Annotated in this window: 22 protein-coding genes; 18 read left to right on the top strand and 4 right to left on the bottom strand. The window is 39.8% G+C overall.

Translation table 11 applies throughout. The features are described from left to right. Positions 1-59 precede the first annotated feature (59 nt). The 3 genes from PKC55_RS12070 to PKC55_RS12060 form a co-directional block, all read right to left on the bottom strand. Positions 60-1,382 (bottom strand): porin family protein, encoded by a 1,323-nt coding sequence (locus PKC55_RS12070; RefSeq protein WP_324373184.1) that lies wholly within the window; start codon positions 1,380-1,382, stop codon positions 60-62. Next, on the bottom strand, positions 1,357-1,920 hold the full coding sequence (locus PKC55_RS12065; RefSeq protein WP_006842213.1) for an RNA polymerase sigma factor: 564 nt from the start codon (positions 1,918-1,920) through the stop codon (positions 1,357-1,359). Before PKC55_RS12065 ends, PKC55_RS12070 begins: the two co-directional genes overlap by 26 nt. A gap of 144 nt (positions 1,921-2,064) precedes the next feature. Beyond that, on the bottom strand, positions 2,065-2,622 hold the full coding sequence (locus tag PKC55_RS12060) for a hypothetical protein (RefSeq protein WP_291128429.1): 558 nt from the start codon (positions 2,620-2,622) through the stop codon (positions 2,065-2,067). Positions 2,623-2,902: 280 nt separating this feature from the next. Between PKC55_RS12060 and PKC55_RS12055 the strand changes: the two genes are divergently transcribed. The 7 genes from PKC55_RS12055 to PKC55_RS12025 all read left to right on the top strand — a co-directional run bounded on the left by PKC55_RS12055 (position 2,903) and on the right by PKC55_RS12025 (position 10,928). Next, positions 2,903-6,370, top strand: a complete 3,468-nt coding sequence (locus tag PKC55_RS12055; protein WP_296949036.1) for a protein O-mannosyl-transferase family — start codon at positions 2,903-2,905, stop codon at positions 6,368-6,370. A gap of 63 nt (positions 6,371-6,433) precedes the next feature. Continuing rightward, the gene (locus PKC55_RS12050) at positions 6,434-7,045 is read left to right on the top strand and encodes a polysaccharide deacetylase family protein (RefSeq protein WP_324373177.1); all 612 of its coding nucleotides are present in this window, start codon (positions 6,434-6,436) and stop codon (positions 7,043-7,045) included. Positions 7,046-7,238: 193 nt separating this feature from the next. Next, a complete protein-coding gene (locus tag PKC55_RS12045) occupies positions 7,239-7,976 on the top strand; it encodes a NigD1/NigD2 family lipoprotein (protein WP_324373175.1) in 738 nt (245 codons plus the stop codon). Between the two features lie 237 nt (positions 7,977-8,213). Beyond that, the gene (locus tag PKC55_RS12040) at positions 8,214-8,927 is read left to right on the top strand and encodes a terminase small subunit-like protein (protein WP_324373173.1); all 714 of its coding nucleotides are present in this window, start codon (positions 8,214-8,216) and stop codon (positions 8,925-8,927) included. 164 nt (positions 8,928-9,091) lie between these two features. After that, positions 9,092-10,201: a DNA replication/repair protein RecF gene (gene recF, locus PKC55_RS12035; RefSeq protein ID WP_291124932.1), complete on the top strand. Its 1,110-nt coding sequence runs from the start codon at positions 9,092-9,094 to the stop codon at positions 10,199-10,201. Next, positions 10,198-10,491 (top strand): DciA family protein, encoded by a 294-nt coding sequence (locus PKC55_RS12030; protein WP_135103627.1) that lies wholly within the window; start codon positions 10,198-10,200, stop codon positions 10,489-10,491. The genes recF and PKC55_RS12030 overlap by 4 nt, the downstream gene beginning before the upstream one ends. A gap of 5 nt (positions 10,492-10,496) precedes the next feature. Beyond that, positions 10,497-10,928: an acyl-CoA thioesterase gene (locus PKC55_RS12025; protein ID WP_135103626.1), complete on the top strand. Its 432-nt coding sequence runs from the start codon at positions 10,497-10,499 to the stop codon at positions 10,926-10,928. Between the two features lie 37 nt (positions 10,929-10,965). Here the strand turns inward: PKC55_RS12025 and PKC55_RS12020 are convergent, their stop codons facing one another. Then, the gene (locus PKC55_RS12020) at positions 10,966-11,970 is read right to left on the bottom strand and encodes a metallophosphoesterase family protein (protein ID WP_291124934.1); all 1,005 of its coding nucleotides are present in this window, start codon (positions 11,968-11,970) and stop codon (positions 10,966-10,968) included. A gap of 362 nt (positions 11,971-12,332) precedes the next feature. On the opposite strand from PKC55_RS12020, the gene trpB reads away from it, so the two are divergent. The 11 genes from trpB to trpA all read left to right on the top strand — a co-directional run bounded on the left by trpB (position 12,333) and on the right by trpA (position 22,483). Then, positions 12,333-13,517, top strand: a complete 1,185-nt coding sequence (gene trpB, locus PKC55_RS12015; RefSeq protein WP_324373170.1) for a tryptophan synthase subunit beta — start codon at positions 12,333-12,335, stop codon at positions 13,515-13,517. A gap of 34 nt (positions 13,518-13,551) precedes the next feature. Then, a complete protein-coding gene (locus PKC55_RS12010) occupies positions 13,552-14,958 on the top strand; it encodes an anthranilate synthase component I family protein (protein WP_291127509.1) in 1,407 nt (468 codons plus the stop codon). 4 nt (positions 14,959-14,962) lie between these two features. Further along, positions 14,963-15,526 (top strand): cysteine hydrolase family protein, encoded by a 564-nt coding sequence (locus tag PKC55_RS12005; protein ID WP_291127512.1) that lies wholly within the window; start codon positions 14,963-14,965, stop codon positions 15,524-15,526. After that, positions 15,523-16,089, top strand: coding sequence for an anthranilate synthase component II (locus PKC55_RS12000; protein ID WP_324373168.1), 567 nt, complete (start codon positions 15,523-15,525; stop codon positions 16,087-16,089). Before PKC55_RS12005 ends, PKC55_RS12000 begins: the two co-directional genes overlap by 4 nt. An 11-nt stretch (positions 16,090-16,100) precedes the next feature. Continuing rightward, positions 16,101-17,465: a TrpB-like pyridoxal phosphate-dependent enzyme gene (locus PKC55_RS11995; RefSeq protein ID WP_291127546.1), complete on the top strand. Its 1,365-nt coding sequence runs from the start codon at positions 16,101-16,103 to the stop codon at positions 17,463-17,465. A gap of 71 nt (positions 17,466-17,536) precedes the next feature. Then, complete coding sequence (trpD, locus tag PKC55_RS11990) at positions 17,537-18,535, top strand: anthranilate phosphoribosyltransferase (RefSeq protein WP_291127519.1); 999 nt, start codon at positions 17,537-17,539, stop codon at positions 18,533-18,535. A gap of 20 nt (positions 18,536-18,555) precedes the next feature. Beyond that, entirely contained in the window at positions 18,556-19,128 is a 573-nt protein-coding gene (locus tag PKC55_RS11985) for an NAD(P)H-dependent oxidoreductase (RefSeq protein WP_135103618.1), read from the top strand. Continuing rightward, positions 19,128-20,306, top strand: a complete 1,179-nt coding sequence (locus PKC55_RS11980) for an MFS transporter (RefSeq protein ID WP_291127525.1) — start codon at positions 19,128-19,130, stop codon at positions 20,304-20,306. Before PKC55_RS11985 ends, PKC55_RS11980 begins: the two co-directional genes overlap by 1 nt. An 8-nt stretch (positions 20,307-20,314) precedes the next feature. Then, the gene (trpC, locus tag PKC55_RS11975; protein ID WP_291127528.1) at positions 20,315-21,097 is read left to right on the top strand and encodes an indole-3-glycerol phosphate synthase TrpC; all 783 of its coding nucleotides are present in this window, start codon (positions 20,315-20,317) and stop codon (positions 21,095-21,097) included. Next, positions 21,094-21,717: a phosphoribosylanthranilate isomerase gene (locus PKC55_RS11970; RefSeq protein ID WP_291127531.1), complete on the top strand. Its 624-nt coding sequence runs from the start codon at positions 21,094-21,096 to the stop codon at positions 21,715-21,717. The genes trpC and PKC55_RS11970 overlap by 4 nt, the downstream gene beginning before the upstream one ends. Next, a complete protein-coding gene (gene trpA / locus PKC55_RS11965) occupies positions 21,710-22,483 on the top strand; it encodes a tryptophan synthase subunit alpha (RefSeq protein WP_291127534.1) in 774 nt (257 codons plus the stop codon). Before PKC55_RS11970 ends, trpA begins: the two co-directional genes overlap by 8 nt. Positions 22,484-22,525: the final 42 nt, after the last annotated feature.

Below are 22,525 nucleotides of genomic sequence, written 5' to 3'. Positions count from 1 at the left end.
TAAAAAACTGATGCTCCAACAAAATTAAAAATTTGATTTACTTTTCTATAGCGATAATTCTAAAATGAATATCTCAAACCTCCACTCAGTCCAAAGACATTAGAGTTTTCTGAACGTATGCTAAACGGCTGATTATTGTCAAAGAAATAAGAATAGCGGGGTTCGAAGTATATTCCCCAATCACTATAAAATTTATATGTTACACCCACAGAAGCATTTAAAGACCATTGAAGCCCACGAATACTCTGATGGGTAGAATAATTTAAAGAATTAGACTCTTCTCGCTGTATAACGCTCTGCGAATAATTCATTCGCAAGCCTTTTTCTACCATTCCTCCGGCAGATACGTATATATTCCAATTCGGGTTATTCCAGAGATACACAACAGCATTGAGTGGAATACCTAAATAATGCAATTCTTGCTTGGCAGTGTGATAAGAAGTTCCACTCCTCCTAAATTTAGAAGACAAGTAAGTATATACCAACCCGGTTTCGAAACCTATCCTATCAGTCAGATCTTTACGAACAGTAACACCAAATGATAACGGAACAGAGTGACTAACATTTGTAAAGTCGTTGTAATCCAAAAACTCCTTTCCGTATGAATTATGTCCTCCATCAGAAAGTGCACCGCTCTCACTCGAAGGAAGGGAATTCATCATAGAATAATAACCATTCTTATCCGGTCCCCCTCCTCCAAATGAAGCGCTTCCTCCCGAAGAGAAAGAAGCGGCTAATAACCATTTGTCTTGTCTCTTCGATTTTTCAATCAGGATTCTAGTTGGTTCATTACTTTTCTTTACATCTTTATAAACACGAGAAGGAACAGAATCTTTCTTTACTTCAGGTAAATCAGATTCGCTATCAGGCTCCGCAACTCCGAGAGAATTGCCAATTTGAGCAAGCTGCACAGTATCTATCATTAACAGAGAATTTTCAACAGATTTCGTTGTGCCGGACGAACTGTCATCTATCAATACTGCTTCACTTACTTGTTGCGAAATCAACCGGACGCTTCCTGAAGATTTCTTAGTTATTTTTATTTTATTTTCTTCTTTTACGACGTTATCCTTGCCATTTACGGCAATATTATTTTTTTCTACCGATGTCGCTATTTTATCAGGCGTTGCACCACTGCCTATTTGAGTAATATAGTCCTGTTCTTTGAGTGGCAACATCAACAAGACTAACAAAATGACGGCAACAGCAGCCCCTGCAATAGTCCACCACATCGTACGCCTGTTGTTCACAGGTTTGATGCGCTGCTCTATTGCATTCCAGCTATCTTCATCGACAGGCATACGGTGATCTTCGAGCCGCTGCTTTATCAATTTACTGAAATCGTCAAGTTGGTCTTTATATTTTTTTTCGTTCTGCTGCATTTTCATGCATAATTAAAGATTCCACATTTTTTTGTAAAATTTTCCTGGCCCTTATAAACTGAGACCGGGATGTACTTTCGTTTATACCAAGCATATCCGCTATCTCACTATGCGAATATCCCTCGATCACAAACAGATTGAAAACAGTGCGATACCCGTTAGGCAGTTTAGCCACACAAGCCAATATCTCATTCACAGAGAGTTGTTCCAATGCCGAAACATCACCGCTTTCCATTGCTTCGTCATACTCATTTATATCTGAAGTCACACGAAGTATATCGTTGCGGCGCAAATGCTCAAGAGCAGTTGTTACAAAAACCCGACGCATCCAACCATTAAAAGAGCCCGTTCCGGAGTAGGTATGTATTTTGGTAAATACCTTCACAAACCCATCCTGCATTAAATCTTTGGCTGTCTCCCTATCATTAACATACCGCATGCAAACAGACATCATGGCAGGAGCATGTAACTCATAAAGTTCTTTACGAGCCCATGACTCACCACGTTTACATCCGGTGATTAATTGCAGTTCGTCCATTCGTTTTTCTCTCTATTAAATAAGATGCGAGTTAAATTCAAAAAGTTGCATCGAGTATAAAAATAAACTTTTTTATTCATCTATTTAACAAAAAAGCCTCACCAGATAGAGAGTGAAGCTTTTACAAACGCATATATTATTAATTTATTTTTCTGCACTCATATCAGGATTATCTGTTACACCATAGCAAGTTTTGCCATCTGTAGATAATACAAAGTTTTTCACAACGTCTGTTTTTTCTTTAGCCTCATTGGTTACTGTATACTTACATTCTACAACGACAGCCAAAACCTGATCGGTCTTTTGTCCTTCGTACAATCGAGTAGGTTCGGGTTTTACAGCTTTCAGTGAGTCAATCGTTTGCTGAGTCTTTGTCAATTGCACAGTATAAGCATCAGTTACAACTTTCGACGATGTGCCTATTCTCACAAGATCTTGCTGATAGCTCGCCAATTCTTTCTCTGCTTGTTCGATTCGTGCTTTCAATTCCTTTTCAGCCTTCATGTTAAGGAAGTTGATACTGTCTCCTACCGTTATTTTCTTTAACTCCTTTACTTCATTTACCTTAACTTCTATTTTCGAAGTTTGTCCTTCAGTAGACTCTATATAGCTTGATATGGCTCCATCGTATTTACCTGAGCAGGATACCATAAAGAAACTTACGGCCAAAGCCAAGAACAGGAAATAATATTTTCTCATCATAGTTTTATTTATTGTTTCATTTTTGAGTCTTAGTTTGTTTAGCAAATGTAGAAAAAAATAAGAACACATACCCGTATATTATTTAAAGAAATGTGACTCATCATCTAACTGCTTGTTTCAAAGAGAAAGGAAAACCCTCTATTTTAAGAAGTTTTTGAATTTAGCAACTAAAAACCAAGCAATAAAAAATAATACTTTCAGTGATTTAACTATCTTTGCACCCAAATGTATAAAAAACAACTGTTTAATCAAGCAGCATATCATTCAATAACTGTTCATTATGAAGAAATATAACCTGATAAACAATATTTTTGGTTGGTTTAGTTTTGCCGTAGCCGCTATTGTTTACCTGATGACAATTGAACCTACAGCCAGTTTTTGGGATTGTGGCGAGTTTATTACTTCAGCCTATAAATTGGAAGTTGGACACCCACCCGGTGCGCCATTCTTTATGCTCACAGGGAAGTTCTTTTCGTTATTTGCTTCCGATCCCAGCCAAGTTGCTGCAATGATAAATAGTATGTCTGCACTATTAAGTGCACTCACCATCCTATTTTTGTTTTGGACTATTACACATCTTGCTAAAAAGCTCATATATACCGATACCGACAAAGAAATGACTATGGGGCAACTTATAGCCATTATCGGAAGCGGATTGGTTGGAGCTCTTACTTATACATTTACCGACACATTCTGGTTTTCGGCTGTCGAGGGTGAAGTGTATGCATACTCGTCTATGTTTACAGCCCTTGTATTCTGGTTAATCTTGAAATGGGAAAACCGTGCCGATCAGCCGGGAGCAGACAAGTGGCTTGTGATTATAGCCTATGCAATGGGATTATCCATCGGTGTCCACTTGCTTAACTTGCTTTGTATCCCTGCCATCGTTTTGGTATATTACTTCAAAAAAGCAAAACACGCTGATGTAAAAGGCATATTGCTGGCGTTGGCAGGCTCACTGTTGCTTATTGTAATTCTTATGTATGGTATTATCCCGGGATTTACAAAAGTAGGAGCATGGTTCGAAATGCTGTTTGTCAATAGCCTCGGATTCTCATATAATACAGGTGCGTTATCATATATTCTACTGACAGTAATTTCTATTGTTTGGGCAATATATGAAACTCTTTCGTCGAAGGGAAGTATCAAAAGAGCCAAGATTGCTACATTTATTGCGTTAGCTCTAAGCGGCGTTGTATTTATAGGCTCTAGTGTAGTACTGTGGATCGTTTTGATTGCTGCACTCGCTGGCTTCTTATTCTTTTATAAAGGAATCAATGCTCGTTTTCTGAATACAACCGTTCTGTGTCTACTTGTTATACTGGTAGGTTATTCATCGTTTGCTTTAATACCTATCCGTTCGATAGCGAATACTCCGATGGATCAGAACTCACCCGAAAACGTATTTACGCTGGCAAGTTACCTCAACCGTGAACAGTATGGCGACAGACCGCTATTCTATGGCAGGACATATGCTTCAACCGAGAAGAAAGACCCTTCTACAGGGAGAATGGCAGCACCTGAAAGCGAAAAGAAAACATATGATAAGATAGTAAAGAAGTCACCTGACCAAAAAGACGAATACGTAGTAACAGGTACTATCCCTACATACGCTACAACGAACAATATGCTGTTGCCTCGTATGTATTCTACCGAAGACAGACATGTTCTGGGTTATCAGATCTGGGCAAACATCAAAGACCCATCTGTACCTCCGACAATGTTTGAGAACATGAAATTCTTCTTTAGCTACCAGTTAGACTTTATGTACTTCCGTTACTTCATGTGGAATTTCTCAGGCCGTCAGAATGATATCCAGTCGGTAGGAAATATAAGCAACGGTAACTGGATTACAGGTATCAGCTTTATTGACGAATTGCTAGGACGTGGACCACAGGGGAATCTTCCTCCGGATATTACAGAGAACAAAGGACATAATAAATATTACATGTTGCCGCTCATACTGGGTATTCTCGGTATTGTTTTCCAATTGACCAAAGGACGTAAAGGAGAGCAACAGTTCCTTGTAACGTTTATGCTATTCTTTATGACAGGTATCGCTATTATCATATACCTGAACCAGCAACCATTCGAACCACGTGAGCGCGACTATGCTTATGCCGGGTCGTTCTATGCCTTCTGTATATGGATCGGGTTTGGTGTCGCCTTTATATGGAAAACATTAAGCAAATGGGTGCCAAGCACAGTAGCAGCCGGAATCTCCACAGCTTTATCTCTGTTTATACCGATACAAATGGCAGGGCAAAACTGGGACGATCACGATCGCTCTGACAGATATACAATGCGTGACTTTGGGATGAACTACCTCAGAGGATGCGAGCCGAACAGTATCTTATTCTCAATGGGAGACAACGATACATTCCCATTGTGGTATGCTCAGGAAGTAGAAGGTTTCCGCACCGATGTGCGTGTATGTAACCTCAGCTATCTGCAAACAGACTGGTATGTAGACCAAATGCGCCGTCAGGCATATGATTCGTCACCACTGCCTATCAATTGGGAATCAGACCGATATCAAGGGTCTAAAGGACAATCGGCTTACGTTCTTTCTCGAAAAGATATCGAAAGCATTATTACCCGTGAGCTCAAAAACTCTCAGGACGGAGCATGGCTGGGAAGAATCAACTTCAACGACTATTATGATACATCAGCATATAAAGATACCATGCAAGTAAGCGAGGTATTGGATATACTGAAAACAAAAGACAACTATGCCCCTCGCAATCCATTCGGCATCGACAAAGGCGTTGTAATACCAAGTAGTATATTGAAAATGTCTGTGAATGAATCGAAAGTAGACTGGAAGAAAATGGGTGCAAGCCCTCAATCTCAGTTTATATTCAACCTTGGAGACAACAAGGGCGGTATCTACAGACAGGAAATGATGATATTGGAAATGTTGAACAATATCAACAATGACGACTGGAAACGTGGCATCTACTATGCGATGACTATCGGCGAACCACCTTTGAAACTTGAGAAACAATCGATCAAGGAAGGTATTATATGCCGTATCATTCCGGGTGTAGCAGACAGTACAGGAGTAAATACCGATGTGATGTTCGACAATATGGTCAACAAGTACAAATGGGGTGGTATAGAAAATCCGAAAGTATATCTGGATGAAAACAACCTGAGAATGTGCCGCACGTTCCGTGTATTGTTTGGCGAACTCATCTCTGCCTTGTTAGAAAAAGGCGACAATGAGAAAGCACTTCAAGCACTTGATGCATGTATAACAAAAATACCGGGCAACACAGTTCCACGCGGTGGAGAATCTGTTATGTTTGCTGAAGCATATTACCAACTCGGACATGCTGACAAGGCTCAAAAAATAATAGACGAAATCATGTACAGATCAAACGGATCTTTGGAATGGTACGCCAGCATGAAACAAACAGACATGATCACATGTAGTTCTGATATACGGGATTATATAAATACCGAAATTCAGATCTTGGATATCTATCAACGCTACGACAGAGCTAAATATAAAGTGCTCCTCAACAAATTGATGAGCCTATCTGAGCTATACCTTAGCAATGGTGTAAGTTTCAGTGAAAGCAGACACCCTCTCGATTTTCTTATGCGAGTAACAATGAGAGGCTTCTACCTGTCGGGTGAAGATACTATAGCGGAAAAAGAAGAACATGCAATGGCCGAACACATCGCCGGTCTGATGCAGAAATATAATCCTCGTCTTTTGCAAAAATACAGATCTAACTAGAATAAATAAACAAACAGATAATCGTGAATATTTACGATTATCTGTTTGTTTATTATATCGATTATGCTAATAGAACAACCCCCTAAGATATACCGGATGCTGTTTCCGGGAGCATTGTGGCGCAAACCTATAGAAGGACAAAAAACAGTCTATCTCACATTCGACGATGGACCGATACCCGACATTACCCCGTGGGTATTAGATCTTTTGGACAAATATGAAATTAAAGCGACATTTTTCTGTGTAGGAGACAATGTTCGCAAACATCCCGATATCTATAAAATGGTATTGGAAAGAGGACATCGTGTAGGGAATCATACTTTCAACCATGTGCAAGGTATACGAAAATTCTCAAAAAGATACCTTGAAAATACCCGACTGGCTTCGGAATATATCGATTCGGAACTATTCCGTCCGCCACATGGACACATGCGCGTACCTCAATTCTTTACCCTGAGGCGCTATTATAAAATTGTGATGTGGGATGTTGTTACCAGAGATTACAGTAAACTGATGACTCCTGAAAAGGTATTCGAAAACGTAAAAAGATATACCCGTGATGGTTCTGTGATCGTTTTTCACGACTCGCTAAAAGCCGAGAAGAACATGAAATATGCTTTACCCCAAAGTATAGAATGGCTAAAAGAACAAGGGTACACGTTTAAACTTCTGTAAAAAAGACATTCTATTATTCATAGTATATTCCCCGGCTATCAGATAGGGTCAACCAATCAACTACAGGCTATATTATCCCGTATTGTTAATAGATGAGATATTTATTAATATATTTTAATTATAGCATGCTGCAACTTTTCTGACATCTAACTCATCATATATTATAGAATCAATAATTAATGATGTTAGAACTATGAAAGCGTTGAAACTTTTTTTAATGACTATTGGGATCATCGGCATGACTATCGTTTTTCAGTCTTGTTTGGATGATAATGATGACACAAGCTGGAGATATCCAAATGCACTTGTAACTGTAAAGCCGACTGGCGGAAATTCTTTTTTCTTACAGCTGGACGAAAAGACAACATTGCTGCCTACCAATATGACAACTTCGCCTTACGGCAACAGAGAAGTCAGGGCACTTGTCAACTACGACGAAGTAGACAAACCTAGCCAAGGATACACGAAAGCTATACATATAAACTGGATAGACAGTATCCTTACAAAGCAAACCGTTCCAAACCTAGGTGCTGAAAACGATGCAAAATACGGAACAGATCCTATCGAAATAGTGAACGACTGGGTAACTATTGCCGAAGACGGCTATCTTACTCTCAGATTCAGAACTTTGTTCGGCGATGCAAGTAAGACGCATTACGTAAATCTGTTAGTAAACACAAATCCTTCAAACCCTTATGAACTGGAATTCAGACATAATGCGAGTGGAGACACCTATGGACGTGAAGCTGATGGGCTAGTAGCATTTAATATCAACAACTTGCCGGATACGGAAGGTAAAACAGTGAAGTTAAAATTGAAATGGAAATCATTCAGCGGTAACAAGTCTACCGAGTTTGATTTCACTACACGTAAAGCAACTCCTAAGAGCTCAACAATTACAGCTCAAAGAAGTGTTTCGAACATAAAATAACTTCTTGTTATAAACAAAACTCTAAAAAGCGGGTTCATCATCATAAACGGTCGGATTTTTTCCGACCGTTTTTTATTTATCACTTACCATTCTTTTATCCACAAATTGTTCTGGCAACTGTAGGGGCGATTCCTTGTGGTCGCCCGAATATAAACGGGCAGGGACAAGCCACTGCACCTACTTATTCATCACTTTTCTAAATAATTATCTATTATAAACAATATTATTATAACAGATATGGCAAAGTACACAGAAAGACTGGCAGAAAAGATTGTCTCGCTGATAGAAGAAGACACATACTCTATCACAGAGATTTGCAAACACCTGAAAATAACCCGCAAATCATTTTATGAATGGAGAGACAAGAAACCCGATTTTAGAAAAGCAATAGAGGCGGCAATTGAAAGCAGAGATGAGACGCTGACAATAACTGCCTGCCGATCGTTAAAGAAAAAGCTCGAAGGCTACACCCTCACGGAAGTGCGAACGACCTATGTCCCTGACAAAGAGAATCCCGACAAATTAGTACTGAAAACCCGGGTAGTCAGACAAAAAGAATATGCACCCGACACACACGCTATCAGGCTGGTATTGTTGCACAACGAAACAAAGGAAGAAGAGAACAAAGAGCACAGCCAACCCTTAACGATAATCGTACAAGACCCCAAAACGAGAGATAGTTTGAATGAGCTGCGTGAGAAACTGATGAATAATAATGTACCGGTCAAAAAGAAAATAGAAAAGGAAGAGCTTATTTCTGAACCGACCGAACAAATATCGCATTCTGATAATTTGCAGGATTTACAGATTGAGGAGGAGGAACCAATAACCCAAAAGAAAGAAGAATCGGAATATGTCTTTATCAGGGATTATTGTCTCCCTCCGCCCCATCTGTACCGAAAAGTGAAAAGGAGTGAAGTGAAAGAAGGTGACATAATAAGACCGGACTGAAAAGTGTCACTTTTGTCACCTTTTTCATAGTAAACAAATAAGAACAAACATGTTACACTGATACCGATTTATTACCTTTGATGTTTAGATGTAACTATTGGATTAAAAACTTTAGTAACCCTCACAAAAAATCGTATTTTTGTATTCTATTAATTCTACAGAGCATGATATTAGAGCGGTTATCCATACTCAACTATAAAAATATAGAACAGGCAGAACTCAGTCTGTCTCCCAAGATCAATTGCTTCTTGGGTAGTAACGGTATGGGTAAAACAAACCTGTTGGACGCCATCTATTATCTCTCGTTCTGCAAAAGCCACAACAACCCCATCGACAGCCAAAATATAAGGCACGATGCCGATTTTGCCGTTATACAAGGATGGTATGTTTTGGGCGACAAGCAAGAAGAGTTCTTTTGCAGCCTCAGACGGAAACAGAAGAAACAATTCAAGCGGAACAAAAAAGAATATGAACGTCTATCCGATCATATCGGCTTTCTGCCTCTTATCATGGTTTCACCTTCCGACACCGAACTTATAAATGGAGGAAGTGACGAGCGAAGAAAATTTATGGATATGTTCCTTTCGCAGTTCGACAAGGAATATCTGCATTCCCTCATCCGCTACAATAAAGCATTGCAACAGCGTAACGCACTTCTGAAAACGGATTCGTATATCGATGAGACCTTGTTCGACCTTTGGGACGAGCAATTGATAGAAGAGGGAAAGGTTATCTATTCCAAACGAAAAGATTTTATTGAGAAATTCATTCCTATCTTTCAACGTTTCTATGATTTTATCTGTTTATCAAATGAGAAAGTAGAGTTACGGTACGAATCGCATTTCGACGACGCAGACTTTGCTCGTTCGCTGAAACAAAAGCGGGAACGAGATCGCATATTAGGGTACACGAGTATCGGTGTGCACAAAGATGACTTGGATATGCAAATGGATGGCTATTCGATAAAACGAGTAGGGTCGCAAGGTCAGAACAAGACATACGTTGTTGCGTTGAAGCTTGCCCAATTCGATTTTCTACGAAAGGCAACCGAAACAACTCCCGTGCTGTTGCTCGACGATATATTCGACAAACTGGATTCGACACGTGTAGAGCAAATAGTAGAACTCGTATTGGATAAAGACTTTGGGCAAATATTCGTTACCGATACAAACCGTGAACATCTCGACGAAATACTGTCACATACAAACAGCAGTTATCACCTCTACGAAGTAAGCGGTGGCGAAGTCGTACAAAAGAATAATAAAGCCTTATGAGAAAACGAAATACAGAAAGTATAGGTGAAGTACTCAGACAGTTTTTTGAAGAGAATCAATTCTTCAAAAGAAAGTTTGCCGAGAGCAGGGCTGTTACAGGCTGGTCGAAGCTTCTGGGGTCTATGATTTCATCTTATACAACAAATATTTACCTTCGGAATGGGGTGCTATATGTATCACTCAGCTCATCGGTATTACGTTCCGAGCTCATGATGGCTAAAGATAAATTAATAACAAAATTGAATGAACATGCAGGCATGCCTGTTGTAAACGATATAGTATTCAGATAAGACGAATGGAAATAAAACCAGAAACATTTAAAGCTACACTCCCGGTTCAAATCCGGTTCAACGATATAGACGCACTAGGACATATAAACAACAATATATACTTCAGTTTTTTTGATTTAGGGAAAACCAATTATTTTGAAGTAATCAAGCCTGCTTCGGTCAGTTGGATTGAGGGAATGATTGTACTGGCGCATATCGACGTGGATTTCTTTTCCCCGATTTATTACAAAGAAAAGATTGTTGTTGATACCAAGATTACAAAGCTGGGCGACAAAAGCGGCGTATTTCTTCAACAAATACGAAGTGTAAAAAACGATGAAGTAAAATGCCGTTGCGAATCGGTCTTCGTGACTTATGATGCAGATACACAATCATCGATGCGCATACCCGACGTATGGCGTTCAGTCATTTCCAAATATGAAGGAGTAGAATTGTAAAGAGACTGTTTTTTTTGACAGCCTCTCTACATTTATTCTATTGTTTTACTTCTGCTTTTTTGGCAAATGTATCAGGGTAAGTTACAGGGTATAATTTGTCACCTCCCAACAGTCGGATATAAGTGGAGAAAGTTCGTTTTCCTTCTTCGAGTTCTATGACACGGCATCCGTTCTTACCTAGGTTGTTGTACTCGGTATTGCCTCCCGAATAACGTCCATAAGCGAGGTATATGTTATAGTATTCTCCTATATAATCGTTGTCGTGGTCGTGCCCTACAAAAGTACCCATCACATCTCCGGCTTCGCGCATGGCTGCAAACATTCCGGTGTTCATCTTTCCGTGGCATTCTTTCTCATCACGGCTTCCTATCAGCTGGTCGTATTTCTCAGCCTTCATCATCGAGTACTCAACCAACGGGATATGGAAAAAGGCAAGAGCAGGGTAAGGCTCTCCGGCATTTTGTTTGGTGTATGCTGCACTTTGAGCTCTATACCACTCTACCTGATTGAATGCAAGCCAGTCATAAGTACCAACCTCTTTGATAGGTGCATAAGCTCCCGAATCGAAAAAGTAAAGAACCGACTTTACTTTATCTTCCGAAGCACCCTTCACCTCGAGGATATAGTTCCCTACTCCGTTCAAAGACTTGTCTCCTGCCTGAGCAAGACAGTATGGTTTGAGGGTTACGAAATCCATGAGTTCCTGACGAGATGTTTCGTGTTCGTCATCATGGTTTCCGAATACATAAGCCCAAGGTATCTTCCTTTTTATCACAAGGTTGAAAATATCATCGAGCCCCTCTTTTACCGGCTTCGCATAAATGACATCACCTGTGAATACAACTAAGTCCGGTTGTTCGGCATCAAGCACTTCACTGATTAACTTTAAGGCAACTGCCGATTCGGGAACATTCTTCTTATAGTGGATATCGGTAAACTGGATGATCTTAAATTTACCATTGTTATTAAAGCTTAGAGACTTGTGTTGGGCATTCACTGAGATAGAGAATAGGATAAGGAGGAAGAGAATAAAATTACGCATATTTTTCATGTTTAAATATTTATTATGTACGAATAGAATTTGGTGGTTGATACTGTCTAAACAAAGATATAAGCTTTCATAATGATAAGCAAAGGGTGGATTAAAATTTAAACAATTCTTAATCAAATCAAAAAATATATGTCAAGCATTTGTTCGTTTCATTTTTTTTATATCTTTGCAAGAACAAAAAGAAAGTATAATGAATCTTCTATTAACAAATACATATTGGTGGTGGCACTCTCAACTCAAAAAGTCGTGAGCCAAATCGGTGTGTATTTACAAATAGAAAATTTTTAAAATACAAAGCCTATCGTAACTCACGATAGGCTTTTTTTATGACAATAAAATAAACACTATATAAGATGGAAAAATTCGCAGTTGATACAAATGGCTTTTATGGAGAATTTGGAGGAGCATATATTCCTGAGATTTTATATGACAATGTGGAAACATTAAAGAACTCATATCTGGATATCATAAACGACCCCAGCTTTCAGAAAGAGTATAACGACCTATTAAAAGATTATGCAGGACGCCCATCGCCTCTCTATTTAGCAAATAGGCTTTCCCAAAAATACGGCTGCAAGATATATCTCAAGCGTGAAGATCTTAACCATACAGGCTCGCACAAGATAAACAATGCTTTGGGACAAATCCTTATAGCCCGCCGTATGGGTAAGACACGCATACTTGCCGAAACAGGAGCAGGACAACATGGTGTAGCCACTGCTACAGTATGTGCTCTGATGAATATGGAGTGCATTGTATATATGGGAGCAACAGATGTTGCCCGTCAAAAGCTCAATGTACAGAAGATGGAAATGTTGGGAGCAACGGTAGTTCCTGTAACCAGTGGAAACATGACATTGAAAGATGCAACGAATGAAGCTATCCGTGACTGGTGCAGTCATCCATCCGATACTTATTATGTGATTGGTTCTACCATAGGGCCTCATCCTTATCCCGATATGGTAGCACGTCTGCAATCTGTAATAAGCGAAGAGATCCGTAAGCAGCTCTTAGAAAAAGAAGGTCGAGAAACACCTGATTATCTTATTGCTTGTGTAGGGGGAGGGAGCAATGCAGCGGGGACAATTTATCACTTTATAGATGAGCCCCAAACAAAGATCGTACTTGCCGAAGCTGCCGGAAAAGGAATAGACTCAGGAGAGTCGGCTGCAACAATCCACTTAGGCAGATTAGGTATTATACATGGCTGTAAAACACTGCTCATGCAATCGGAAGACGGACAGATAGAAGAGCCTTACTCCATATCAGCCGGACTGGATTATCCGGGAATTGGACCGATGCACGCACACCTTACTCAGATCGGTCGCTCTGAAGTACTTGCCGTGACAGACGAAGAAGCCATGGAAGCTGCTTTTGAACTCACCAAACTGGAAGGAATAATACCTGCCATAGAATCGGCTCATGCCTTGGGTGCTCTGAACAAGAAGCAATTCAATGCCGACGATGTAGTTGTGCTTTGCCTATCAGGGCGTGGCGACAAAGACATGGAAACCTATATAAACTATCGCAACCGCTAAACAGAGAATAGATTAACAATATCAGCTAAATAGTATGAAATACAATATACAGGTAAAGACAAAAAATCTTCTGGCAGATTTACAGACTCCTGTCGGAATTTATCTAAAGGTAAGAGATGTGTATCCGGAGTCTGCCTTACTAGAAAGTTCCGATTATCATGGTGGCGAAAACAGCTATTCTTTTATAGGTATAAGTCCCATTGCTAGATTTAGAGTAGATAATGATGAAATAACCACGACTTATCCCGACAATACAACACATCAGGAAACCTTGTTAGGACACGAAAAGCTTACAGATAAATTCAATGCTTTTATCAAGCAGTTTGATGTACAAGGAGAAAACAAGACAAATATAAACGGGTTCTTTGGATATACTTCTTACGATGCCATTCGCTATTTTGAGGCTGTTGATCCGGTGAATACAAAACTAAGAAATGCGGATGTCCCTGAATTTTACTACATATTGTACCGTTTCATATTAGTTATTAATCACCTGAAAAATGAACTTACCATTGTAGAAAACATAGTGGAAGGCACTCAGGAAAAGACACCTGAGCTTGAAGCTATCCTAACGAACAATAATATCCCCTCTTACAATTTCGAAGCGATCGGAGACGAGCAATCGATGATCACAGATGAAGAGCATCAGGAAATGATAAAGAAAGGAATCGCACATTGCAAACGTGGTGATGTATTTCAGATTGTTCTTTCTCGCTGCTTCACTCAAAAATTTGCAGGAGACGATTTTAAAGTATATCGTTCTTTACGCTCTATCAACCCTTCGCCATACCTCTTCTATTTCGACTTTGGTTCGTACCGCATCTTCGGTTCATCACCCGAAACACATTGCAAGGTAACAAAAGACAAAGCTTATATAGACCCCATTGCCGGTACATATTTTCGCACCGGAGACGATGAGAAAGACCGCATCCTTTCAGAGAACTTACTGAACGACGAAAAAGAAAATGCAGAGCATGTCATGCTTGTCGATTTGGCGAGGAATGATCTCAGCCGCAACTGTCACGACGTGCAAGTAGAATTTTACAAAAATGTTCAATTCTATTCGCATGTGATTCACCTCGTTTCTCGTGTAAGTGGGACTGTAGATAGAGACAATAACAGTATATCTGTTTTTGCCGATACATTTCCGGCCGGAACACTCTCGGGTGCGCCCAAAGTGCGAGCGATGCAACTGATACGAGACATAGAAAAACAAATGCGCGGGGTATACGGCGGCTGTATTGGCTATATAGGTTTTAACGGAGACCTTAATCAGGCTATTACGATACGTACATTCTTGAGTCGTAATAACACACTATACTATCAGGCAGGAGGAGGAATCGTATCTAAATCGAATCCCGAGACAGAGGTAATGGAAGTAAAAAACAAACTGGGGGCTTTAGCCAAAGCTATTCGGTTTGCCGAAGAATTAAAAAATTAAATCGATGAAAGCATTATTAATAATAGATATCCAAAACGATTATTTTGAAAGAGGAATGATGCCCTTATCCAATTCTGAAGAAGCTGCTATGAATGCAAAAAAGCTCTTGACAGATTTCAGACAAAAGGAATTTCCCATAATCATCGTTCAACATATAGCGTCCAGACCCGAATCAGGATTTTTCTTACCCAATACATATGGAGCAGAAATACATGAAAGTGTAAAGCCATTAAATACCGAAAAGATTGTGGTCAAACATTTCCCCAATAGCTTCAGGGAAACAGATCTCGATAGCTATTTGAATAAATCAGGCATCAAAGATCTTGTTATTTGTGGTATGATGACTCACATGTGCATTGATGCAACAACACGGGCTGCAAAAGATTTAGGGTACAATTGTACTATTATTGGAGATGCCTGTGCTACACGAGACTTGGAGATATTCGGTAAAAAGACAGATGCCAAAGATGTTCAAAACTCATTTTTGTCTGCACTGAATTATTTTTACGCAAAGGTAACCACCACTGAACAATATTTGAACGATAACTTATTAAAACCAGAGGTATGAAAATTCTGATATTCGACAACTACGATTCATTTACATACAATCTTGTTCATCTGGTAAAGGAGCTAGGCTATACAGATGTAGATGTTTTCAGGAATGACAAAATAGCACTTGAAGATGTTGCTAAATATGATAAAATTATTCTTTCTCCGGGTCCCGGTATCCCTTCCGAAGCCGGATTACTATTACCCCTGATAAAAGAATATGCAGGCAAAAGACCAATATTAGGTGTTTGCCTTGGACATCAGGCAATAGGCGAGGCTTTTGGTGCTCAGTTGAAAAACCTAGAAGATGTGTATCATGGAGTAGCAACCCGGATTAACATCACACAATCGGATTATATATTTGATACGCTAGGGAGGGAATTAGAAGTCGGGCGCTATCATTCATGGATAGTAGACAATAACAAACTTCCTGACTGTATTGAAATAACAGCAACAGACAATAACGGGCAGATAATGGCGCTAAAGCATAAAGAGTTTGATGTGCATGGAGTACAATTCCATCCCGAGTCTGTTTTAACTCCTGCCGGAGAAACAATAGTAAAAAACTTTCTGAACCAATAATTAATACTAATATAATGAAAAAGAAAATCTTATTAAGCGAGAACGACATTCCTAGATGCTGGTATAACATTGTGGCGGACATGAAAAACAAACCTCTCCCGCCGCTTCATCCGGCAACCAAAAAGCCGTTGGAGGTAAGTGATCTGGAACCAATATTTGCGACAGAACTAGCAAAACAGGAACTAAATGATACCGACCGTTGGATAGAAATCCCCGAACCGATACGGGAACTATATAAAAATTACCGTCCTACACCGTTGGTACGAGCATACGGGCTAGAAAAAGCGTTGGACACTCCGGCTCATATTTATTTCAAAAATGAGAGTGTCAGCCCTGTAGGCTCGCACAAACTAAACTCGGCAATAGCGCAGGCATACTACTGTAAGGAGCAGGGGATAACAAATATCACAACCGAAACCGGAGCCGGACAATGGGGTGCAGCCTTATCGTATGCAGCGAGCCACTTCGACCTAAATCTGGCTGTGTATATGGTTAAGATCAGTTACCACCAGAAACCTTACCGCCGATCTATTATGCAGGCATATGGAGCCGAAGTTATAGCTTCACCTAGTATGAGCACGAAAGCCGGACGTAAAATAATTACAGAAAACCCGACTTATCAGGGAAGCCTCGGAACAGCCATTTCGGAGGCGATAGAACTGGCATTGAATACACCGAATTGTAGATATACATTAGGCAGTGTTCTGAATCATGTATCTCTGCATCAAACAATCATTGGGTTGGAAGCAGAAAAACAAATGGAAATAGCCGGAGAATATCCCGATATAGTAATAGGCTGTTTTGGCGGCGGATCGAATTTTTCCGGTATCACATTCCCGTTTTTGCGCCATAAACTGACCGAAGGAAAAGAAGTACGCCTGATTGCGGCAGAGCCGGCATCATGCCCTAAACTGACCCGAGGTAAATTCGAATATGACTTTGGTGACGAAGCCGGATATACACCACTGCTACCGATGTACACACTGGGGCACAATTTTGCACCGGCAAATATCCATGCGGGTGGCCTTCGGTACCATGGTGCAGGAACTATTGTCAGCCAGTTGAAAAAAGACGGATATATAGAAGCTGTAGATGTGAAGCAACTCGATACATTCGAAGCGGCTATATTGTTTGCTAAAGCGGAAGGTATAATCCCGGCTCCTGAATCATCACATGCTATATACACAGCTATCCAGGAAGCATTGAAAGCAAAAGAGGAAGGAAGTCAAAAAACAATTCTATTTAATCTATCCGGCCACGGGCTTATCGATATGGCTGCCTATGATCGTTATTTTGATGGAGAATTATCGAACCATGAGCTAGGCGACGAAGAGATTGCGAAAACAACAAATACACTAGAACATCTGGTTCCGTAAAATAAACTCTTAGCTGATAGCCGTTAGCAAATAGAATAACGGCTAAAAGCTATAAGTTAACAGCTAAAGATATGAAACAAATATTAAACAGACTCTTTGAGCATCAATATCTCAACAGATGTGAAGCAAAGGAAATATTGACAAAGATGGCTGCCGGAGACTATAATGATTCGCAAATCGCAGCATTCATCAGTGTCTTTCTTATGCGCAGTATCAGCGTTGATGAGTTTCTCGGATTTGCAGATGCACTTTTAGATCTGCGAGCCAATGTAGATGCGCTGGCGGCTTACAACCCTATCGACATAGTAGGTACAGGCGGAGATAATAAGAATACATTCAACATTTCAACATTGTCTTGCTTCGTTGTTGCCGCATCAGGATATAAGGTTGCCAAACATGGTAATTACGGTGCAACCTCAGTCAGTGGGGCATCTAATGTAATGGAACAGCACGGTGTGAAATTCACATCCGATGTAAGCAAGCTGGAAGCATCTTTGGACAAAACCAATATCGCATACTTGCATGCCCCTCTGTTCAACAACGCGCTTAAGGTGGTTGCACCCGTACGTAAGGCACTTGGTGTTCGCACCTTCTTTAATATGCTGGGACCAGTGGTTAACCCAATAAAACCAAAGCGCACGGTGTTAGGTGTTTTCAATCTGAAAATGGCACGTCTGTATTTTTATATGTATCAACAAACGGATGTGGATTATTCGATTGTACATAGTTTAGACGGATATGATGAAATATCATTAACGGGAGATTTCAAAATAATCAATAAATTTGAAGAAAAAATATACAGCCCCGAACTAATTGGTTTTGAACGTTGCAAAGAAGCGGACCTGGACGGTGGCGCAACGCCGGAAGATGCCGCTAAGATTTTTGATAATATCATCTGCAATACTGCGACTAAAGCACAAAAAAATGCGGTGATTGCAAATGCTGCTACAGCAATTCAGACAATTGATCCGAATATGTCTTTTGAAGATAGTATTACACAGGCGCGGGAAACAATAGAGAGCGGAAGGCTAAAAGATACATTTTTGAGATTCTTAGAGTTAAACACTTAATATATCAACGATACTCTGATATGAAAAAGGTTTTAATAATTAACGGACATCCCGACAAAGAAAGCTTTTGCTTTGGGCTACATCAGCAATACAAAAAAGGTAGTTTGGCGAAAGGAAATGAAGTAAAAGAGATCATCCTCGCTGAAATGACTTTCAATCCCATACTGATGTATGGCTATCGCAAAAGAACGGAACTCGAACCCGATCTGTTGGAAGCTTGGGACAAGTTGCAATGGGCAGAACATATTGTTTGGATTTACCCTACATGGTGGGCATCCCCTCCTGCTCTTTTGAAAGGATTTATAGAAAGGTTATTCCTTCCGGGATTCACTTTTGAATATCAGGAAAAGTCTCCGTTTCCAAAAAAGCTATTGATGGGAAAAACATCTGAAATCATCAGCACGATGGATGCTCCTGTTTTTTATTACAAATGGATAGTGAAAGATATCGGAGGAAAGATGATAAGAAAAAATATCGGCGCATTTTGTGGTATTAAAAATATCAGAACAACTTATCTGGCAACAATAAAAGGATCAACTCCCGAACAACGGGAAAAATGGTTAAACAAAATAGAGCTATTAGCTCGTAAATAATGGATATAACAACCAATACAACATCGAAAGAACGTATACGACTAGCTATTTTCTGTCTGTACTTTTGTTCGGGTATGTGCTTTTCCAGCTGGGCTAGCCGAATTCCCGATATAAAGAATTCGTTAGGGCTGGGTGATGCAGCATGGGGTACTATCCTGTTAATGATCCCTATCGGACAAATATGCGGAATGACCATATCAGGCTTACTCATATCCAGAGTGGGAAGTAAACGTATTCTACCCTTAGCTCTTACAGGCTACGTCTTAGCGTTACTGCTTATAGGGCTTTCTGGTTCTGAATATGCCTTGATCATGAGTCTTATATTTTTCGGCTTTTGCGGCAACTTCTGCAATATATCGGTCAATACTCAGGCTGTAACACTTGAGGCTACTTATAATAAACCGATCATGGCCTCCTTTCATGGAGGGTGGAGCCTGGCAGGACTAGCGGGTGCTTCTGTAGGGCTGTTAATGGCATCGCTAAAGTTCAAACCTATCTATCATTTTTGTATCATCGGAACACTTGTTCTTATAGCTGTCTATCTCAATATGCGCTATCTTCAGGCTGATCTTAAAAAGCAAAAAGACCCGTCGGATATTGCAGCCAGAAAGAAGAATAAGCCGGAGAAGTTTCTGTTCTTACTGGGCATTGTGGCATTTTGTGGCATGGCTGCCGAGGGTGCTATGGCCGACTGGAGCGGGCTTTATCTGATAGATGTAGTAGGCACTCCCGTACATATGGCTCCTATCGGACTCGCAGCATATATGATAACTATGGCATCAGGACGATTTGTTATCGACAAAGCCACTCAGAAATGGGGTTCGCAACGTGTTGTTCAAGTAGGAGGTATCCTTATAGCAACAGGACTGTTCGCTGCTGTAGCTTTTCCGCATTTCATAACTACTATCATTGCCTTTATGATTATCGGATTGGGTACGGCGGGTATTGTTCCCACAGTGTATAGTATTGCAGGACAAAAAACAAAGATATCAACAAGTATAGCACTGACATTAGTATCCAGTGTAAGTTTCCTCGGCTTTTTGATGGGACCTCCTCTAATTGGCTATATTGCAAGTGCAACCAACTTGCGATATTCTTATGCACTAATAGGTATGTTCGGTATTTGCATTGTAGCATTGGCATCTGTTATTAACGTTCTGAAGAAAGAAAAACAATAAAATAAGATATGATTAATATTTTAGATAAGATAATTGCAAACAAATGGTTGGAAGTAGAAAGACATAAAAAAGACACTTCTATCAACGAGTTAGAAAAAAGATTATCGACAATCACTACTCCTGCTTCTTTTAAAGAAGCTATCAAGAATTCAAGAACAGGGATTATTGCGGAATTTAAGCGTCGCTCACCGTCTCGTGACTGGATTTTTAAAGATGCAAAGATTGAAGACGTAATTCCTCTATACTCCCAAAACGGAGCCAGTGCAATATCTGTACTTACCGACATGGATTTCTTTGGAGGGGAATTAGCTGATCTGGAATTAGCCGGAAGTCTTACAAAAACGCCATTATTACGTAAAGATTTCGTAGTAGATGAATATCAATTGTATCAGGCTAAAATATCCGGAGCCAGTGCGGTATTGCTGATTGCCTCAGCTCTGACGATAGAAGAAACCAAACAACTGGCGAAAAAAGCAAAGGAACTAAACCTTGATGTTTTATTAGAGATTCACAATGAACAGGAACTTCATCATATCAATGATAAGGTAGACGTTGTAGGAGTCAACAACCGCAATCTGGGAACCTTTGTTACAGATATACAAATCTCCTTTGATCTGGCGAATAAGATACCTGACGACTTTATTAAGATATCCGAAAGTGGTATCTCCCAACCCCAGACGGTCATCGATCTGCAACAGGCAGGATATAAAGGATTCTTGATGGGAGAGAACTTTATGAAAACAAGCAATCCGGGGAAAGCATTGGAAGACTTTATAAACCAATTAGCATGAAGATCAAAGTCTGCGGGATGAAATATCCTGAGAATATACAGGAGTTAAACAAATTATCTATTGATTATATGGGTATGATATTCTATCAGAAATCACCCCGCTATATCGATTATCAACTATGGCAAAACGTAGGGGATATACACTCTAGTAATATCAAAAGAGTAGGCGTATTTGTGAATTCAACAATAGATTTCATCGTTGAAATGATTGACAAATATAAGTTAGATTTAATCCAATTGCACGGAAACGAATCTCCAAACTTTTGTAGCGAGTTAAACAAGTTTATCCCGATAATTAAAGCTTTCAGTATTTCCGAGTCTTCTGACTTTGAACAGACGAAAGCATACGAGGGGCTTCCGGGATATTTCTTATTCGATACCAAAACCCCACAATATGGAGGCTCGGGAAAAAAATTCGATTGGGCAATACTAGATACTTATGATGGAGATACTCCTTTTTTCCTTAGTGGAGGAATATCGGTTGAAGATGTTGAGCAAATAAAAGCAATAAAGCACCCTCGGCTATATGGAGTAGACCTTAATAGCAAATTTGAAATAGAACCAGGGTTAAAAGACATACAACTACTTGATCAATTTATAAAACAACTAAGAAATGAATAGAATAAAGCAACTGTTTGAAAAAAAACAAAAGAATATATTATCCATCTATTTTACTGCCGGATTTCCGCAATTGAATGACACCTGCAATGTTATTCGCGAATTAGAAGCAAATGGTACCGACCTGATAGAAATAGGTATTCCATTTTCAGATCCGATGGCCGATGGCCCGACTATTCAGGAAAGTGGAACAATTGCTCTTCGCAATGGTATGACATTAAAGGTCTTGTTCGAACAGTTGAAAGACATCCGCAGCGATGTGATGATACCTCTCATCCTGATGGGATATCTCAATCCGATTATGCAATATGGTTTTGAGAACTTTTGCAAACAATGCAAAGAAACAGGTATAGACGGAGCTATCATTCCCGATCTTCCATTCAATGACTATATATCTCAATATAAACCAATAGCAGACAGATACGATATAAAAATAGTCATGCTCATCACCCCTGAGACATCAGATGAGCGTATACGCCTGATAGATCAGCATACCGATGGCTTTATCTACATGGTTTCGTCAGCATCTACTACTGGTGCACAGAGTAACTTTGATGATAAAAAGCAAGCTTATTTCCGCAAAATAAATGGAATGAATCTTCGCAATCCCCGTTTGATCGGATTCGGTATATCCAACAAAGCAACATTAGAAGCCGCACAAGAGAATGCAAGCGGAGCGATTATAGGAAGTAAATTTATCACATTACTAAAAGAAAGTGCTAATATAAAAGAAGCAGTAAAAGCTCTAAAAGAAGCGTTGAGTAAATAAAAAAATCCTCTACTTATAGTCCTATAAGTAGAGGATTTTTTT

It is taken from the genome of Dysgonomonas sp. (genome assembly GCF_035323175.1).
Classification (GTDB): Bacteria; Bacteroidota; Bacteroidia; order Bacteroidales; family Dysgonomonadaceae; genus Dysgonomonas.
This window is presented reverse-complemented; position numbering and strand designations above follow the sequence as displayed.

Excerpts from the sequence above, each read along its gene's own strand:
- PKC55_RS12000 (WP_324373168.1), top strand. The coding sequence starts at position 15,523 with ATGAAAATTCTGATATTCGACAACTACGATTCATTTACATACAATCTT.
- PKC55_RS12030 (WP_135103627.1), top strand. The coding sequence starts at position 10,198 with ATGAGAAAACGAAATACAGAAAGTATAGGTGAAGTACTCAGACAGTTT.
- PKC55_RS12025 (WP_135103626.1), top strand. The coding sequence starts at position 10,497 with ATGGAAATAAAACCAGAAACATTTAAAGCTACACTCCCGGTTCAAATC.
- trpB (WP_324373170.1), top strand. The coding sequence starts at position 12,333 with ATGGAAAAATTCGCAGTTGATACAAATGGCTTTTATGGAGAATTTGGA.
- PKC55_RS12050 (WP_324373177.1), top strand. The coding sequence starts at position 6,434 with ATGCTAATAGAACAACCCCCTAAGATATACCGGATGCTGTTTCCGGGA.
- trpD (WP_291127519.1), top strand. The coding sequence starts at position 17,537 with ATGAAACAAATATTAAACAGACTCTTTGAGCATCAATATCTCAACAGA.
- PKC55_RS11970 (WP_291127531.1), top strand. The coding sequence starts at position 21,094 with ATGAAGATCAAAGTCTGCGGGATGAAATATCCTGAGAATATACAGGAG.
- PKC55_RS12005 (WP_291127512.1), top strand. The coding sequence starts at position 14,963 with ATGAAAGCATTATTAATAATAGATATCCAAAACGATTATTTTGAAAGA.
- PKC55_RS12065 (WP_006842213.1), bottom strand. The coding sequence starts at position 1,920 with ATGGACGAACTGCAATTAATCACCGGATGTAAACGTGGTGAGTCATGG.
- PKC55_RS12070 (WP_324373184.1), bottom strand. The coding sequence starts at position 1,382 with ATGCAGCAGAACGAAAAAAAATATAAAGACCAACTTGACGATTTCAGT.
- recF (WP_291124932.1), top strand. The coding sequence starts at position 9,092 with ATGATATTAGAGCGGTTATCCATACTCAACTATAAAAATATAGAACAG.
- trpA (WP_291127534.1), top strand. The coding sequence starts at position 21,710 with ATGAATAGAATAAAGCAACTGTTTGAAAAAAAACAAAAGAATATATTA.
- PKC55_RS12060 (WP_291128429.1), bottom strand. The coding sequence starts at position 2,622 with ATGATGAGAAAATATTATTTCCTGTTCTTGGCTTTGGCCGTAAGTTTC.
- PKC55_RS12040 (WP_324373173.1), top strand. The coding sequence starts at position 8,214 with ATGGCAAAGTACACAGAAAGACTGGCAGAAAAGATTGTCTCGCTGATA.
- PKC55_RS12020 (WP_291124934.1), bottom strand. The coding sequence starts at position 11,970 with ATGCGTAATTTTATTCTCTTCCTCCTTATCCTATTCTCTATCTCAGTG.
- PKC55_RS12010 (WP_291127509.1), top strand. The coding sequence starts at position 13,552 with ATGAAATACAATATACAGGTAAAGACAAAAAATCTTCTGGCAGATTTA.
- PKC55_RS11980 (WP_291127525.1), top strand. The coding sequence starts at position 19,128 with ATGGATATAACAACCAATACAACATCGAAAGAACGTATACGACTAGCT.
- PKC55_RS12055 (WP_296949036.1), top strand. The coding sequence starts at position 2,903 with ATGAAGAAATATAACCTGATAAACAATATTTTTGGTTGGTTTAGTTTT.
- trpC (WP_291127528.1), top strand. The coding sequence starts at position 20,315 with ATGATTAATATTTTAGATAAGATAATTGCAAACAAATGGTTGGAAGTA.
- PKC55_RS12045 (WP_324373175.1), top strand. The coding sequence starts at position 7,239 with ATGAAAGCGTTGAAACTTTTTTTAATGACTATTGGGATCATCGGCATG.
- PKC55_RS11985 (WP_135103618.1), top strand. The coding sequence starts at position 18,556 with ATGAAAAAGGTTTTAATAATTAACGGACATCCCGACAAAGAAAGCTTT.